14 protein-coding genes are annotated in these 14,039 nt (G+C 70.4%); 8 read left to right on the top strand and 6 right to left on the bottom strand.

The window, feature by feature from the left end; all coding sequences use genetic code 11:
• The first annotated feature begins 30 nt into the window (after positions 1 to 30).
• The 3 genes from glgA to P5G59_RS02965 all read left to right on the top strand — a co-directional run bounded on the left by glgA (position 31) and on the right by P5G59_RS02965 (position 2,459).
• Complete coding sequence (gene glgA / locus P5G59_RS02955) at positions 31 to 1,221, top strand: glycogen synthase (RefSeq protein ID WP_301215797.1); 1,191 nt, start codon at positions 31 to 33, stop codon at positions 1,219 to 1,221.
• Positions 1,222 to 1,251: 30 nt separating this feature from the next.
• The gene (locus tag P5G59_RS02960; RefSeq protein ID WP_301215800.1) at positions 1,252 to 2,052 is read left to right on the top strand and encodes an ABC transporter ATP-binding protein; all 801 of its coding nucleotides are present in this window, start codon (positions 1,252 to 1,254) and stop codon (positions 2,050 to 2,052) included.
• Positions 2,053 to 2,207: 155 nt separating this feature from the next.
• Positions 2,208 to 2,459, top strand: a complete 252-nt coding sequence (locus P5G59_RS02965) for a type B 50S ribosomal protein L31 (RefSeq protein ID WP_115696813.1) — start codon at positions 2,208 to 2,210, stop codon at positions 2,457 to 2,459.
• Positions 2,460 to 2,535: 76 nt separating this feature from the next.
• Here P5G59_RS02965 and P5G59_RS02970 read toward each other — a convergent pair whose 3' ends face one another.
• From P5G59_RS02970 to treS, 3 genes are all read right to left on the bottom strand, one after another.
• Positions 2,536 to 2,853, bottom strand: a complete 318-nt coding sequence (locus P5G59_RS02970; protein WP_301215807.1) for a DUF4190 domain-containing protein — start codon at positions 2,851 to 2,853, stop codon at positions 2,536 to 2,538.
• A gap of 64 nt (positions 2,854 to 2,917) precedes the next feature.
• Positions 2,918 to 3,604, bottom strand: coding sequence for a 3'-5' exonuclease (locus P5G59_RS02975; protein ID WP_301215809.1), 687 nt, complete (start codon positions 3,602 to 3,604; stop codon positions 2,918 to 2,920).
• Between the two features lie 115 nt (positions 3,605 to 3,719).
• Entirely contained in the window at positions 3,720 to 5,429 is a 1,710-nt protein-coding gene (treS, locus tag P5G59_RS02980; RefSeq protein ID WP_301215811.1) for a maltose alpha-D-glucosyltransferase, read from the bottom strand.
• 100 nt (positions 5,430 to 5,529) lie between these two features.
• Between treS and P5G59_RS02985 the strand changes: the two genes are divergently transcribed.
• Complete coding sequence (locus tag P5G59_RS02985; protein ID WP_301215813.1) at positions 5,530 to 6,435, top strand: alpha/beta fold hydrolase; 906 nt, start codon at positions 5,530 to 5,532, stop codon at positions 6,433 to 6,435.
• A complete protein-coding gene (locus tag P5G59_RS02990) occupies positions 6,432 to 7,511 on the top strand; it encodes a glycosyltransferase family 4 protein (RefSeq protein ID WP_301215815.1) in 1,080 nt (359 codons plus the stop codon). Before P5G59_RS02985 ends, P5G59_RS02990 begins: the two co-directional genes overlap by 4 nt.
• An 88-nt stretch (positions 7,512 to 7,599) precedes the next feature.
• Here the strand turns inward: P5G59_RS02990 and P5G59_RS02995 are convergent, their stop codons facing one another.
• Complete coding sequence (locus tag P5G59_RS02995; protein ID WP_301215818.1) at positions 7,600 to 8,856, bottom strand: D-alanyl-D-alanine carboxypeptidase family protein; 1,257 nt, start codon at positions 8,854 to 8,856, stop codon at positions 7,600 to 7,602.
• 19 nt (positions 8,857 to 8,875) lie between these two features.
• Positions 8,876 to 9,700, bottom strand: a complete 825-nt coding sequence (locus tag P5G59_RS03000) for a TrmH family RNA methyltransferase (RefSeq protein ID WP_301215821.1) — start codon at positions 9,698 to 9,700, stop codon at positions 8,876 to 8,878.
• 76 nt (positions 9,701 to 9,776) lie between these two features.
• Here P5G59_RS03000 and P5G59_RS03005 point away from each other — a divergent pair, with 76 nt between their 5' ends.
• The gene (locus tag P5G59_RS03005) at positions 9,777 to 10,622 is read left to right on the top strand and encodes a Sir2 family NAD-dependent protein deacetylase (RefSeq protein WP_301216987.1); all 846 of its coding nucleotides are present in this window, start codon (positions 9,777 to 9,779) and stop codon (positions 10,620 to 10,622) included.
• A 40-nt stretch (positions 10,623 to 10,662) separates the two neighbouring features.
• A complete protein-coding gene (locus P5G59_RS03010) occupies positions 10,663 to 11,262 on the top strand; it encodes a histidine phosphatase family protein (RefSeq protein WP_301215824.1) in 600 nt (199 codons plus the stop codon).
• A gap of 31 nt (positions 11,263 to 11,293) precedes the next feature.
• Here the strand turns inward: P5G59_RS03010 and P5G59_RS03015 are convergent, their stop codons facing one another.
• The gene (locus P5G59_RS03015) at positions 11,294 to 12,082 is read right to left on the bottom strand and encodes an SGNH/GDSL hydrolase family protein (protein WP_301215827.1); all 789 of its coding nucleotides are present in this window, start codon (positions 12,080 to 12,082) and stop codon (positions 11,294 to 11,296) included.
• Positions 12,083 to 12,209: 127 nt separating this feature from the next.
• Here P5G59_RS03015 and P5G59_RS03020 point away from each other — a divergent pair, with 127 nt between their 5' ends.
• On the top strand, positions 12,210 to 13,985 hold the full coding sequence (locus P5G59_RS03020; RefSeq protein WP_301216989.1) for a DEAD/DEAH box helicase: 1,776 nt from the start codon (positions 12,210 to 12,212) through the stop codon (positions 13,983 to 13,985).
• Positions 13,986 to 14,039 lie beyond the last annotated feature (54 nt).

Below are 14,039 nucleotides of genomic sequence, written 5' to 3' on the forward strand. Positions count from 1 at the left end.
CGAAGTGTTCGCTGTACTAGCGTTTTGGTCATGCGCGTCGATCTTCTGACCCGGGAGTACCCGCCGGACATCTACGGCGGGGCCGGAGTCCACGTGACCGAGCTGGTCAGGGCCCTCCGGGCGGACACCGAGGTTGTCGTGCGCGCCTTCGGCGAGCCGCGGGACGAGCCGGACACCGCGTCGTACCGCGTGCCCGCCGAGCTTCGGGAGGCCAACGGAGCGATCGCCACGCTCGGCGTGGACCTGCAGATGGCGCAGGACTGCGGGGGAGCCGACATCGTCCACTCGCACACCTGGTATGCGAACGGCGCCGGACACCTGGCGAAGCTGCTGCACGGCGTTCCGCACGTGGTCACGGCGCACAGCCTGGAGCCGCTGCGGCCCTGGAAGGCCGAGCAGCTGGGCGGCGGCTACCGCGTCTCCAGCTGGATCGAGAAGACCGCGTTCGAGGCCGCGGACACCGTCATCGCCGTGAGCGACGGCATGCGGCGAGACATCCTCGCGTCCTACCCGGCACTCGACCCGACCAAGGTCGTGACGATCTACAACGGCATCGACCTGGAGCGCTGGCAGCCGCTGCGCGACGACGACCGGGCGCGTGCGCTCGGCATCGACCCGGAGCGACCCGCCGTCATCTTCGTCGGACGCATCACCCGGCAGAAGGGCCTGCCGTACCTGCTGCGCGCCGCGCGCATGCTCCCGCCGGAGGTGCAGGTCATCCTGTGCGCCGGCGCCCCCGACACGCCGGAGATCCTCGCCGAGGTGACCGGCCTGGTGGAGCAGCTGCAGTCCGAGCGCGACGGAGTCGTCTGGATCGACCGGTTGCTGCCGAACGACGAGCTGCGGATCGCGCTCACCGCGTCCACCGTCTTCGTCTGCCCGTCGATCTACGAGCCGCTCGGGATCGTCAACCTGGAGGCCATGGCCTGCGGGCTGCCCGTGGTCGGCACCGCGACCGGCGGTATCCCCGAGGTGATCGTGGACGGCGTCACGGGCCGGCTGGTCCCCATCCAGCAGCTGCAGGACGGGACGGGCACGCCCACAGACCCGGACGCCTTCGTGGCCGACCTGGCCGCGGCGCTCACCGAGGTCGTCTCGGACCCGGCGCGCGCCGCCGAGATGGGCCGCGCGGGCCGCGAGCGGGCGGAGACGTCGTTCAGCTGGGCGGCCATCGCCGAGCAGACGCTCGACGTGTACCGGTCGCTCGTGAGCCGTCACTGATCGACGCCGCGCTTGGGTAGGCTGGAAGACATGGCCGACAGCGTTCTCCGACTTTCCGACGTGTCCGTTGTTCGGGACGGCAACCCCGTCCTGAAGGGAATCGACTGGGCGGTCGAGCCGGACGAGCGCTGGGTCATCCTGGGCCGCAACGGCGCGGGGAAGACCACGATGCTGCAGATCGCCGCGGCGGCGCTGCACCCCAGCTCCGGCGAGGCCGTGGTGCTCGGCGAGTCGGTCGGCCACACGGACCTGGCCGAGCTGCGCCCCCTGCTCGGCTTCGCCTCCAGCGCGCTCGCCCGGCGCATCCCGCGCAACGAGCGTGTGCTCGACGTGGTGATGACCGCCGCCTATGCGGTCACCGGACGCTGGAACGAGCTGTACGAGGAGATCGACGAGCGGCGTGCCCACCGCGTCCTCTCCGAGTGGCACCTCGACCACCTGGCCGAGCGCACCTTCGGCAGCCTCTCCGACGGCGAGCAGAAGCGCGTCCAGATCGCGCGCTCGGTGATGACCGACCCGGAGATCCTGCTGCTCGACGAGCCCGCCGCGAGCCTCGACCTCGGCGGCCGCGAGGAGCTGCTGCAGCTGCTCGGCGGCTACGCCAGTGACCCGAAGTCGCCCGCCATCGTCATGGTGACCCATCACGTCGAGGAGATCCCGCAGGCCTTCAACCGCGCGCTGCTGCTCAAGGACGGCGAGATCATCGCGAAGGGCCCCATCGGCGAGGTGCTGACGAGCGAGAACCTCAGCCGCACCTTCGACATCGAGGTGGAGATCGCCGAGGCCGACGGCCGCTACACCGCCCGCGCGCGCCAGGCCGTCGCCGACTGAGTTCTCGCGACCGATCTGCTAGACTCGATAGCTGGCCCCCGGAGTCTGGCGCGTCATCCCGACGCCGATCGCCTCCGCGGGTGCACAAGCTTCCCGTCCACGCGGTCTGCGCGGACACGACCGAACCGACTACTAGCTGCAACAAGGAAGTCCTGATGAAGACTGGCATCCACCCCGACTACGCCCCCGTGGTTTTCCGCGACCTGGCCTCGGGTGCGACGTTCCTCACCCGTTCCACCGTCTCGAGCGACAAGACGATCGAGTGGGAGGACGGCAACACCTACCCGGTGATCGACGTCGAGATCTCGTCCGAGTCGCACCCGTTCTACACGGGCAAGCAGCGCATCCTCGACTCGGCCGGCCGCGTCGAGAAGTTCAACTCGCGCTACAAGAACTTCGGCAAGTAAGCCGCACCGCGAAGGCCCTCGTCCGCCGGACGGGGGCCTTCGTCGTGTCCGGCGCGTTCGAGCGCCCGGCGTCCGGTCAGGAGGTCTGGTACTGGATGCCGGAGCTTGCGATGGCGGCGAAGATGATGATCGAGAAGATGATCCCCAGGGCCAGCGCGATGAAGCCGATGATCACCGCCGCCAGCGCAAGGCCGCGGCCCTGCTCGCCGGTGCGCTTGATCTGCGACAGCGCGACGAAGCCGAGGATGATTCCGAGGATGCTGATGAAGAACGTGGCGATGAACGCCACGATCGCCAACACGTTCCACCCCGGCTGCGCGGGAGCGCCGGGCTGGGAGTACTGCGGCTGCTGCTGCGGCGGCAGGGGCTGCGGGTTCAGGTTCGAGTCGCTCATGCGGCAGACACTAGCGGCTGAGCAGACCCTCAGGTAGCCCCCAGCGGAGGGGTGAGCGCCGGCGTCAGCGGATCGGCCAGTCTCCGGAGGTCGTGAACTCCGGATCGCGTTCGCGCCGCATGTACTCCTGGAAGTCGGCGGCCTGCTCCCGGCACCAGTCGACCTGGCGGCGGTGCAGCTCTGCCGCCTCGAAGGCGAGGGCGTCCGCGTGGATGCGCGCGAGCGCTTGCGCGACACGGCCCGCGGCGATCGCGTCGGCGCCGGCGTCGTGCGCGGCGATGAGGTCGACGCCGTAGTGGGTCGCCGTCATCGTGAGCGTCCGCTTGCCGCGACGGTACTTGTCCACCGCCTTGTCGATCACCAGGGGGTCGACGATCGGGCCCGGGGAGACCAGCGGCGCGACGCCGTGGCGGCGGGCCTCCCGGTCGAGGAGCGTGAAGTCGTAGGGCGCGTTATAGGCGACCACCGGGATGCCGCGGTCGAACAGGCTGCGCAGCTGCGCCACGATCGCTGCGACCGCGCGGGCCGGATCCATCCCGAGCTCGCGTGCACGCTCGGTCGTGATGCCGTGCACGGCCGTGGCCTCCGCCGGGATCTCGACGCCGGGGTCGACGATCCAGTCGCGGCGGTGCAGCACGGTGCCCTCTTCGTCGAGCAGCCCGACGTGGGCGGTCACGATGCGGGCGGACTCCACGTCGATGCCCGTCGTCTCAAGATCGAACACCCCGAGTCGCTGATGCCACCTACCCATGCCGACAACGCTAACCACGACCCCCGTCACGCGCCGCGCAGCCACGCCGAGTTGCACGTTGTGGTGGCTATCCGCCCCGAATAGCCACCACAACGTGCAGCTCGGCGGGGGAGGGTCAGTCGCGGCGCGGCTCGATGTGCAGCCAGTAGAAGTTCTGGGTGCCGAGGGTGAGGGTGAAGCGGCCGTCTTCGGCCACGGTCGGGAACTCGGCGCCGCCGAAGAGGTCGTACAGCGCGCGTCCGGCGAACTCGGGGGCCTCCAGCGTGACCGACACCGGATTGTGCGCGAACGAGAACACGCACAGCACGTCCTCCGGCTGGTCGCCGAAGTGCGTGCCGCTGCCCTCGTAGGACCGAACGAACGCCAGCACCGACTCGTGGTCCGTCGGCAGCACGCGGATGTCGCCGAGCCCGAACACGGGGTGCGCCTTCCGCACGTGGATGACGTTGCGGATCCAGTGCAGCAGCGACCGGGACTGCGCGAGCTGCGCCTCCACGTTCACCTGGTTGTAGTGGAAGACCAGCGACTGCACGACCGGCAGGAACAGCTTGCCGGGGTCGGCGCTGGAGAAGCCCGCGTTGCGGTCGGGCGTCCACTGCATCGGCGTGCGCGAGCTGTCGCGGTCGGGCAGCCAGATGTTGTCGCCCATCCCGATCTCGTCGCCGTAGTAGAGGAACGGGCTGCCCGGCAGCGAGAAGAGCAGCGCGTGCGCCAGCTCTAGCTCGGCCCGGGAGTTGTCGAGCAGCGGCGCGAGCCGGCGGCGGATGCCGATGTTGGCGCGCATGCGCGGGTCGTAGGCGTACCAGCCGTACATCGCCTGCCGGTACTCCTCGCTCACCATCTCGAGCGTCAGCTCGTCGTGGTTGCGCAGGAACACGCCCCAGGCCGCGCCGTCGGGCACGTCGGTGGTCTCGGACAGCACCCGCACCAGCTCGCCGGCCTGCTGCGAGCGCAGCGCGTAGAAGATGCGCGGCATGACCGGGAAGTCGAAGGCCATGTGGCACTCCGGCTCCTCCTCGCTGCCGAAGAATGCCGCGACCTCGCGGGGCCACTGGTTGGCCTCGGCGATCATGATGCGGCCGGGGTACTCGCGGTCGACCCACTCCCGCAGCTTGATGATGAACTCGTGGGTCTTCGGCTCGCCCTCCCCGTTGCCCTCGTCGGACTCGTAGAGGTACGGGATGGCGTCGAGCCGGAAGCCGTCGACGCCCAGGTCGAGCCAGAACCGGATCATGTCGTACATCGCCTCGTGCACGGCAGGGTTCTCGAAGTTGAGGTCGGGCTGGTGCGAGAAGAAGCGGTGGAAGTAGAACTGCCGGCGCGCCTCGTCGAAGGCCCAGTTGGAGTCCTCGGTGTCGACGAAGATGATGCGGATGTCCGGCCACTTGTCGTCGGTGTCGCTCCAGACGTAGAAGTCGCCGTACGGCCCGTCGGGATCGGAGCGCGACTGCTGGAACCACTCGTGCTGGTCGGAGGTGTGGTTGATCGGCAGGTCGATGATGATGCGCATGTTGCGCTCGTGCGCCTTGGTGACGAGCTCGCGGAACTCGTCGATCGTCCCGAACTCGGGGAGGATCGCCTTGAAGTCGGCGACGTCGTAGCCGCCGTCGCGCAGCGGGGACTGGAAGAACGGGGGCAGCCAGAGCGCGTCGATGCCGAGCCACTGCAGGTAGTCCAGCTTGGACGTGAGCCCGGCGATGTCACCGGAGCCGTCGCCGTTGCTGTCGACGAACGACCGGACCATGACCTCGTAGAAGACCGACCGGCGGTACCACTGGGGGTCGAGGGCGAGCCCGGGCAGCGTGATGGGCGCGGTGAAACTCACGGCTCTCCTTGAGCGTCGGGGGGACTGCAAGCGATTGCAACCAGAGAAGTCTATGGCGTGCGCACCGTGCGCTGTCCAGTCCCTGCCTAGACTGGTCAGGATGACTGTCACCTCACCCTACGCAGCCGCTCTGGAGCGCGTGCCCGTACGCGAGGGGACGGTCGCGATCCTCGGTTCCTCCACCCGCTTCTGGGACTACGGAGACCGGGATGCGGACACCACCCTGGTGCTGGTGCACGGCTTCCGCGGCGACCACCACGGGCTCGAGCCGGTGGTCGCCCAGCTCGACGGCGTGCGCATGGTCTCGCCCGACCTGCCGGGCTTCGGCGAGTCCACGCCGATGACGGAGGCGCACCACGACATCGACGGCTACGGGCGCTGGCTCGGCGCCTTCGTCGAGAGCCTCGGGCTGACCGGGCGCGTCGTGCTGCTCGGCCACTCGTTCGGCTCGATCGTGGTCGCCGGCGCGCTGGCCGGTCCGCACGGCACCGTGCCGCGCCCGGACGCGGTGGTGCTGGTGAACCCGATCGGTCAGCCCGCGCTGGAGGGCCCGCGCGGCATCCTGACCCGGCTCGCGATCTTCTACTACTGGCTGGCGGCCGTACTGCCCGAGCGGCTCGGCTTCGGGCTGCTGCGCAACGCCCTGATCGTGCGCGTGATGAGCGTCGCCATGGCGAAAACGCGCGAGCCGGCGCTGCGGCGCTGGATCCACGACCAGCACGACCGCTACTTCTCGGCGTTCAGCGACCGCCGGGTGGTGCTCGAGGCCTTCCGCGCCTCGGTGTCGCACGACGTCAGCGAGTACGCGTCCCGCATCTCGGAGCGCACCCTGCTCGTCGCCGCCGAGAAGGACGACATCACGCCGATCGCGGCCGAGTACCGGCTGCAGACGCTCTTCCCCGACGCCCGGATCGTGGCGATCCCGGAGGTCGGGCACCTCATCCACTACGAGACTCCGGAGACGGCCGCCTGCGCTGTCCGCGACTTCCTGGCGGAGCTGTCGTGAGGGTCCTGTTCGACTGCCGGTACACCCGGATCGGCCGCCACGACGGCATCAGCCGCTACACCGCGGGCGTCGTCACGGAGCTGGCGAAGCTTCATCCCGTGACGATGCTCATCAGCGACCACCGGCAGCTGGAGCTGCTGCCCGACCTGCCGTGGGAGCTCATCCCGTCGCCGACAGCGGTGGGGGAGCCGTGGGTCGCGCGCACGGTGAACCGGCTGAACCCGGACGTGGTGTTCACCCCGATGCAGACCATGGGCGGATTCGGGCGCAAGTACCGGCTGGTGCTGACGGTCCACGACCTCATCTACTACCGGCACCCCACGCCGCCCCGCGATCTTCCCGCGTTCGTGCGCGGCCTCTGGCGGCTGTACCACCTCTCCTGGTGGCCGCAGCGGATGCTGCTGAACCGGTCGGACGCCGTGGTGACCGTGTCGGAGACGACGAAGGGCCTCATCGCGGAGCACCGCCTCACCAAGCGGCCGGTCTACGTCGTGCCGAACGCGGCCGACATGCCGGCGCTCGCCCCCGGCCGCGTCGAACGCACCGCGCCGGAGAGCAAGAGCCTGGTGTACATGGGCTCGTTCATGCCGTACAAGAACGTGGACACGCTGGTGCGCGCGGTGGCGCTCCTGCCGGAGTACACCCTCCACCTGATGAGCCGTGTCTCCGACGCCGAGCGCCGGCGGCTGAGCGAGCTGGCGCCCGGCGCCCGGCTGGTGTTCCACGACGGAGCGAGCGACGAGGAGTACGCCGAGACGCTCGCGGCGGCGACGGCGCTCGTGACGGCGTCGCACGACGAGGGGTTCGGCATCCCGCTGGTGGAGGCCATGACGCTCGGGACGCCGGTGGTCGTGAGCGACATCCCGATCTTCCGCGAGATCGGCGGCCGCGCCGCGCTGTTCTTCGACGCGGACGACCCCGAGCAGGTCGCCGCGCGCGTGCGCCACCTCGAGGAGGAGGGTGTCTGGGCCGCCCGCTCGGCCGCCTCGCGCGAGCAGGCGGAGCGCTACACCTGGGAGGGCTCGGCGCGGCACCTGCTCACCGTGCTGGAGGCGACGGCGCTGCGTTCGCGCTGAGCGCGCCGGCGCCATCCATGGGTCGCAACACGCCGTTTCGGCGCGACCTGAGCGGCGTGTTGCGCCCCATAGATGCGAGGGCCGCGGGTCAGGCGCCGAAGCCGCCGGGATGCGCGAGACGCCAGCCGAAGCCGGGGTCGGGCACATCGGTCGCGAGCGCGAGCGGGACGGTCTCGGTCTTCCCGTTCAGGGTGAAGGTTCCCTGGCCGAGGATGTCGCCCTTGAAGCCGGAGGAGAGCGGCCGGGTCTGCAGGTCGACGGCGATGGGCGTGTCCGACCACACCAGGAACGTCTTGGTCTCGGTCGCGATCAGCTTCGACGAGGCGCCCCAGGCGGTCTTGTAGGTGCCGAAGGTCTGGCCCTTCTCGACCGCGGTGACCTGGTGGAAGCCCGCCTTCACGCTGGTCAGCAGGCCCTTCACGCCGGCCCAGAGGTCGTCGTGGGTCGGCGCTCCGAGCACCACCCCGATCACGCGGACCTTCGTGTCGCCGACCGGGACCTGTGCCGAGAAGAGCAGGCAGTTGCCCGCCTCGTCGGTGTTGCCGGTCTTGATCCCGTCCATCCCCTCGAAGCCCAGCAGGGTGTTCGTGTTGTCCTGCGAACCGGCGCCCGGGAGCGTCACGTTCTTCTGCGACACGATCGCGGAGAGGGCGGGGGAGGCGAGCACGAGCTTGCCGAGGCCGATGAGGTCCTTCGTCGTGCTGACGTTGCGGGGGTCGAGGCCGTCCGGCGTGACGATCTTGGTGCCGGTGAAGCCGTGCTGCGAGAGCCAGCCGTTGGCCGCATCCACGTAGGCGTCGGTCGAGCCGAAGGCCCAGTTGGCGAGCGAGATGGCGTAGTTGTTCGCCGAGGGGAGGAGCATCGCCTCCAGCGCCTGCTTCTCCGTCAGTGAGGTGCCCGCGACGACGGGGGCCCAGGAGCCGCCCTCGGCGACCACCTGGTTCCAGATGTCGACGTCGCGCTGGGTGAAGGCGATGTCGGGGCCGTCCTCTGTGCCGTTCAACGGCTTCTTGTCGAGGATGACGAGCGCCGTGATGGTCTTCGTGACGCTGGCGATCGGGACACTGGCATCGGTGCCGGTGGACGCCGACGCGCCCGGGTAGTCTGGCGCGACGAAGGCGGACGCGCCGTAGCCGGGCCACGCGAGTTGCACGGCGGGCTGCACGATCGTCTTGTCGTGCGCGGTGACGGCGGCGGTCGCCGGCACGGGGGCGACGAGGGAGGCCACGACGTAGGCGAACGCCGCGAGCACGGCGATCAGGGTGCCGAAGACGACGACGCGGCGGCGACGGTAGACGGTGCGGGAGACACGGCGCGGCGGATCGACGACAACTTGCTGGGGCACGGTCGGATTTTAGCGGGGCCTACCGATGCGAGGGCTGAGAACGCGCGCGGAGCGCCCAGAGTGCCACGGCCGAGGCCGACGCGACGTTGAGCGAGTCGACGCCGTGCAGCATCGGGATGGTGACCACGGTGTCCGCCGCCGACAGCGCCCGCCGGCTGAGACCGTCACCCTCCGCGCCGAAGACCATCGCGACGCGCTCCGGAGGGTCGGCGGCGTAGTCGTCGAGGGTGACCGCGTCGTCCGCCAGCGCCAGTGCGGCGATGTCGAAGCCGGCGCCGTGCAGCAGTGGTGCGGCCGCATCCCAATCGGGGAGACGCGTCCACGGCACCTGCAGGACCGTTCCCATGCTCACCCGGACACTGCGGCGGTACAGCGGGTCGGCGCAGCGCGGCGTCACGAGCACGGCATCCGCGCCGAGGCCCGCGACCGCGCGGAAGATCGCCCCGACGTTGGTGTGGTCGACGATGTCCTCGAGCACGACGACGCGGCGGGCGTCGCGGAGAAGGTCGGCGGGGTCGGGGAGCACGGGACGGTGCATCGCCGCGAGCGCTCCGCGGTGCAGGTGGTAGCCGGTCAGCTGCTCCAGCACGGCGGGCTCGCCGACGAAGACCGGGACGTCGGGGTAGGGCGCGAGGAGCGGTTCCACATCCGGCAGCCATTGCTCCTGGAGCAGCACCGATCGCGGGCGGTGCCCGGCGGCCAGGGCTCGCGTGATCACCTTGGTCGACTCGGCGATGTAGAGGCCGCCCGCGGGCTCGGCGACGCGCCGGAGCGCGACGTCGGTGAGCCGGGAGTAGTCGGCGAGGCCGTCGGCCTCCAGGTCGTCGATGCGGTGCACGAGCATGGGTCCACATTGCCAGGCCGACGAAACAAATCGGAAAACTGGGGTGTTTAGACTCGAAGAGGATCTGGAGGTGCCTGTGACCACGCTGACGACCGAGCTCCCGCCGGAGCTGGCCCGCGGCATCGACCAGACCGTCGAGCTGCTGACCGGTCGCCGCTTCGCCGTGCTGACCGGCGCCGGCGTGTCGACCGACTCCGGGATCCCGGACTACCGCGGCGAGGGCGCCCCGAAGCGCACCCCGATGACCTTCCAGCAGTTCCTCGCCGACGACACCTTCCGCAAGCGGTACTGGGCGGGAAGCCACCTCGGCTACCGTCGCTTCGCCGCTGCGCGCCCGAACGACGGCCACCGCGCTCTCGCCCGGCTGGAGCTGGCGGGCGCGGCCAACGGTGTCATCACCCAGAACGTGGACGGGCTGCACAAGCAGGCCGGGTCGCGTCGGGTCGTCGACCTGCACGGCGCGATGGATCGTGTGCTCTGCCTGGTCTGCGGCCAGATCTTCGCGCGTGAGGCCATCACCGCGCGCATCGACGAGGCCAACCCGTGGCTCGACACCGACGGAGCGGTCGAGATCGCCCCGGACGGCGACGCCATCGTGACCGACGTCGACTCCTTCGTCGTCCCGGACTGCACGGTGTGCGGCGGGCGGCTGAAGCCCGACGTGGTGTTCTTCGGCGAGTTCGTGCCGGCGGAGAAGTACCGTGAGGCGAGCGCGTTGGTCCGTTCGGCGGACGCTCTCGTCATCGCCGGGTCGTCTCTCGTCGTGAACTCGGGCATCCGTCTGCTGGAGGAGGCGCGGCGTCGCCGGCTCCCCATCGTCATCGTCAACCGCGGGCAGACGAAGGGCGACGGCCGGGCGACCGTTAAGCTGGACGGCGGGACGACGGAGACGCTCGTCGAGCTCGCCAAGCGCCTGGCCTGACCGGCCGACCCGCGCGCGTCCCGGCGACGAAAGGACGCGTGTGACCTTCATCTCGCTCGTGCGGCACGGCCAGACCGACTGGAACCTCGCCAAGCGCATCCAGGGGTCGAGCGACATCCCGCTCAACGAGACCGGACGCGCACAGGCGGAGGCGACGGGTCGCGCGCTGGCGGCCGGCCGGTTCGACGCGATCTACGCAAGCCCGCTCTCCCGTGCCCTCGACACCGCGCGCATCATCGCCGAGCACGTCGGCCTGGGCGAGCCCGACACGATCCCCGCGGTCGCCGAGCGGCACTACGGCGAGGCCGAGGGCCTCACCGGGGAGCAGATCCTCGCCCGCTGGCCCGAGGGCGCTCCCGTCCCCGGCCGTGAGTCGCGGGAGCAGGTCGTCGCGCGCGCCCTGCCCGCCCTGCGCGAGCTGGGGGAGCAGCACCCCGGCGAGAACGTCATCGTGGTGAGCCACGGCGGCGTCATCTCGTCGCTGGTGCGTCACGTCACCGACCACGCCCTGCCCGGACCGGGGGAGCTCATCCCGAACGGGTCCGTGCACCGCTTCCGCTACCTCGACGGCGAACTCACCCTCGACCGCTTCAACCTGGGCCCGGAGGACCGCGACCTGTTCACCGCCTCGGTGATGTGACCGAGCTCGGCTCGCGCGGAGCGGGTCGCGCTCAGTCCCTGCGGAGCAGGAACGGTCCCGCGTCCGGGCGCTTCGCCGTCACGTGGTCGCCGGACGACTGGTGCCGGATGCGGCGGATCACCCACGGCACCAGGTACTCGCGCGCCCAGGAGAGGTCCTCCGACCGCGCCTGCCGCCAGGTGCGCGCCGGCAGCGGCTCCGGCTGGAGCGGCTGCAGCTCGTTCTCGACGTTCAGCGCGGCCAGCACCATCCGCGCCACCGTGTGGTGACCCAGAGGGGCCAGGTGCAGGCGGTCGGGCGCCCACATCCGCTGGTCCTGGATCTCGGTGAGCGCCCACTGGTCGGCCACGATGCAGTCGTAGCGGGCGGCGATCGCCCGGACGTTCTCGTTGTAGATCGCGACCTTGCCGCGGATGCCGCGGAACACCGGGGAGAACCCAACATCGACGCCGGTGAACACGACGACCGTCGCGCCGTCGGCGCTCAGCCGCGAGACGGCCTCGTCGAACAGCAGGGCGATCTGGTCCGGGTCGGTGCCCGGGCGGATCACGTCGTTGCCGCCGGCCGAGATCGTGATGAGGTCGGGGCGGAGCGCGACCGCCGCATCCACCTGTTCGTCGAGGATCTGCTTGATGAGCTTTCCGCGCACCGCGAGGTTGGCGTAGGCGAAGTCGTCGGTCTGGCTGCTCAGCACTTCCGCCACCCGGTCGGCCCAGCCGCGGTGCCCGCCCGGGCTGCCCGGCTCCGGATCGCCGATGCCCTCGGTGAACGAATCTCCGAGTGCGACGTAGCGGGACCAGGGATGCCGTGCTTCTGCCATTGCTCCATTCTGCATCGGACGGCGCAGCGGACGGGACTGTCAGCCGCCTCGGGTAGATTTGATCCAAGTGGAGACAGCAGCAGCATCCGTCCCGGACGACCCCGCAGAGGAGTCCGAGCGGCCCGGCGTGCACGCGGGAAGTTTCGCCGCGGAGCACCTGTCGCCCTCCTTCCCGGAGCGTGCGGCGTGGGGCACGGCGGGCAAACTCCGGGCGTGGCAGGCAGAGGCGCTCGACGTCTACTTCGAGCACGAGCCGCGCGACTTCCTCGCCGCCGCGACGCCCGGCGCCGGCAAGACGACCTTCGCGCTCCGGCTCGCGACCGAGCTCCTCTCTCGGCGCGTCATCGAGCGCGTGACCGTGGTCGCGCCGACCGAGCACCTCAAGCGGCAGTGGGCGGAGGCAGCCTCGCGCGTCGGTCTGCACCTCGACCCCGACTTCAAGAACTCGGACGGCCGGTACGCCCGGCATTACCGCGGTGTCGCGGTGACCTATGCCCAGGTGGCCATGCGCCCCAGCCTTCACAAGGACATCACCGAAGCCCACAAGACGCTCGTCATCCTCGACGAGGTGCACCATGGCGGCGACGCGCTCAGCTGGGGCGACGGCATCCGGGACGCGTTCGAGCGTGCGACGCGGCGGCTCTCCCTGACCGGAACTCCTTTCCGCTCGGACACCGCGCCCATCCCGTTCGTGACCTACCTTCCCGATCGTCAGGGCATCCGCACCTCCGTCACCGACTACAACTACGGCTACGGGCGCGCGCTCGAGGACGGCGTGGTCCGTCCGGTCATCTTCATGGTCTACGCCGGGCACATGCGCTGGCGGACCAAGACCGGCGACGAAATGGAGGCCCGGCTCGGCGAGGGCAACACGAAGGACATCACCTCCCAGGCGTGGCGCACCGCCCTCGACCCACGCGGAGAGTGGATCCCCGCGGTGCTGTCGGCGGCCGACCGGCGGCTGACCGAGGTGCGCAACGCCATCCCGGACGCAGGCGGCCTTGTCATCGCCACCGACCACTACGCCGCGCGCGCCTACGCCGACATCCTGCAGCAGCTCTCCGGTGAGCCTGTGACCGTCGTGCTGTCGGACGAGAAGGAGGCGAGCGACAGGATCGAGGCGTTCTCGAAGGGCGACTCGCGCTGGATGGTCGCGGTGCGGATGGTCTCGGAGGGCGTGGACGTGCCGCGGCTCGCGGTCGGCGTGTACGCGACGAGCGCCTCCACCCCGCTGTTCTTCGCGCAGGCGATCGGCCGCTTCGTGCGCGCCCGCCGCCGGGGCGAGACCGCGTCGGTGTTCCTGCCGAACGTGCCCGCGCTGATGGCGCTCGCGAACGCGCTCGAGCTGGAGCGCGACCACGCGCTTGACCGCGTCGCGGACCCGAATGCCGAGGGCGACCTCTGGAACCCCGAGGACGCGATGGTGGCGGAGGCGAACCGCGAGGAGCGCGCGTCGGAGGCGCTGACCGAGCAGTTCGCGTTCGAGGCCCTGGGGTCGGAGGCCAACTTCGACCGCGTCCTGTACGACGGGAAGGAGTTCGGCAGCTTCGCCGTGCCCGGCACGGACGAGGAGCTCGACTTCATCGGTCTCCCCGGCATTCTGGAGCCGGAGCAGGTGCACGAGCTGTTGCTTCAGCGCCAGCAGCGGCAGGCCCGGCGGCACTCGTCGCGCCCGGCTGCGGCGGAAGGTCATCCTCCTGCGCCGCTGCACCGCACGCTCAAGGAGCAGCGTCAGCTGCTGAACAGCCTGGTGGGCCTTTACTCGAAGAACTCGGGTGAGCCGCACGGTCTGATCCACGCCGAGCTGCGGCGGGTCTGCGGCGGCCCGGCGGTCGCGCAGGCGAGCGTCACCCAGTTGCAGGCGCGGATCGATTTCCTGCGGAAGCGGCTGGGCTCGCACTAGGCGCGAGAGCAGCGATCTTAGGCTCGCCGTACCTTCGTGGCGCTCACGCCTCGC

Origin of the sequence: Leifsonia virtsii (assembly GCF_030433675.1) — a bacterium.
GTDB classification, from domain to species: domain Bacteria; phylum Actinomycetota; class Actinomycetes; order Actinomycetales; family Microbacteriaceae; genus Leifsonia; species Leifsonia virtsii.

Coding starts and splice junctions, on each gene's coding strand:
- P5G59_RS02965 (WP_115696813.1), top strand. CDS start 2,208: ATGAAGACTGGCATCCACCCCGACTACGCCCCCGTGGTTTTCCGCGAC.
- P5G59_RS03000 (WP_301215821.1), bottom strand. CDS start 9,700: ATGCTCGTGCACCGCATCGACGACCTGGAGGCCGACGGCCTCGCCGAC.
- P5G59_RS03015 (WP_301215827.1), bottom strand. CDS start 12,082: ATGGCAGAAGCACGGCATCCCTGGTCCCGCTACGTCGCACTCGGAGAT.
- P5G59_RS02985 (WP_301215813.1), top strand. CDS start 5,530: ATGACTGTCACCTCACCCTACGCAGCCGCTCTGGAGCGCGTGCCCGTA.
- P5G59_RS02960 (WP_301215800.1), top strand. CDS start 1,252: ATGGCCGACAGCGTTCTCCGACTTTCCGACGTGTCCGTTGTTCGGGAC.
- glgA (WP_301215797.1), top strand. CDS start 31: ATGCGCGTCGATCTTCTGACCCGGGAGTACCCGCCGGACATCTACGGC.
- P5G59_RS02975 (WP_301215809.1), bottom strand. CDS start 3,604: ATGGGTAGGTGGCATCAGCGACTCGGGGTGTTCGATCTTGAGACGACG.
- P5G59_RS02970 (WP_301215807.1), bottom strand. CDS start 2,853: ATGAGCGACTCGAACCTGAACCCGCAGCCCCTGCCGCCGCAGCAGCAG.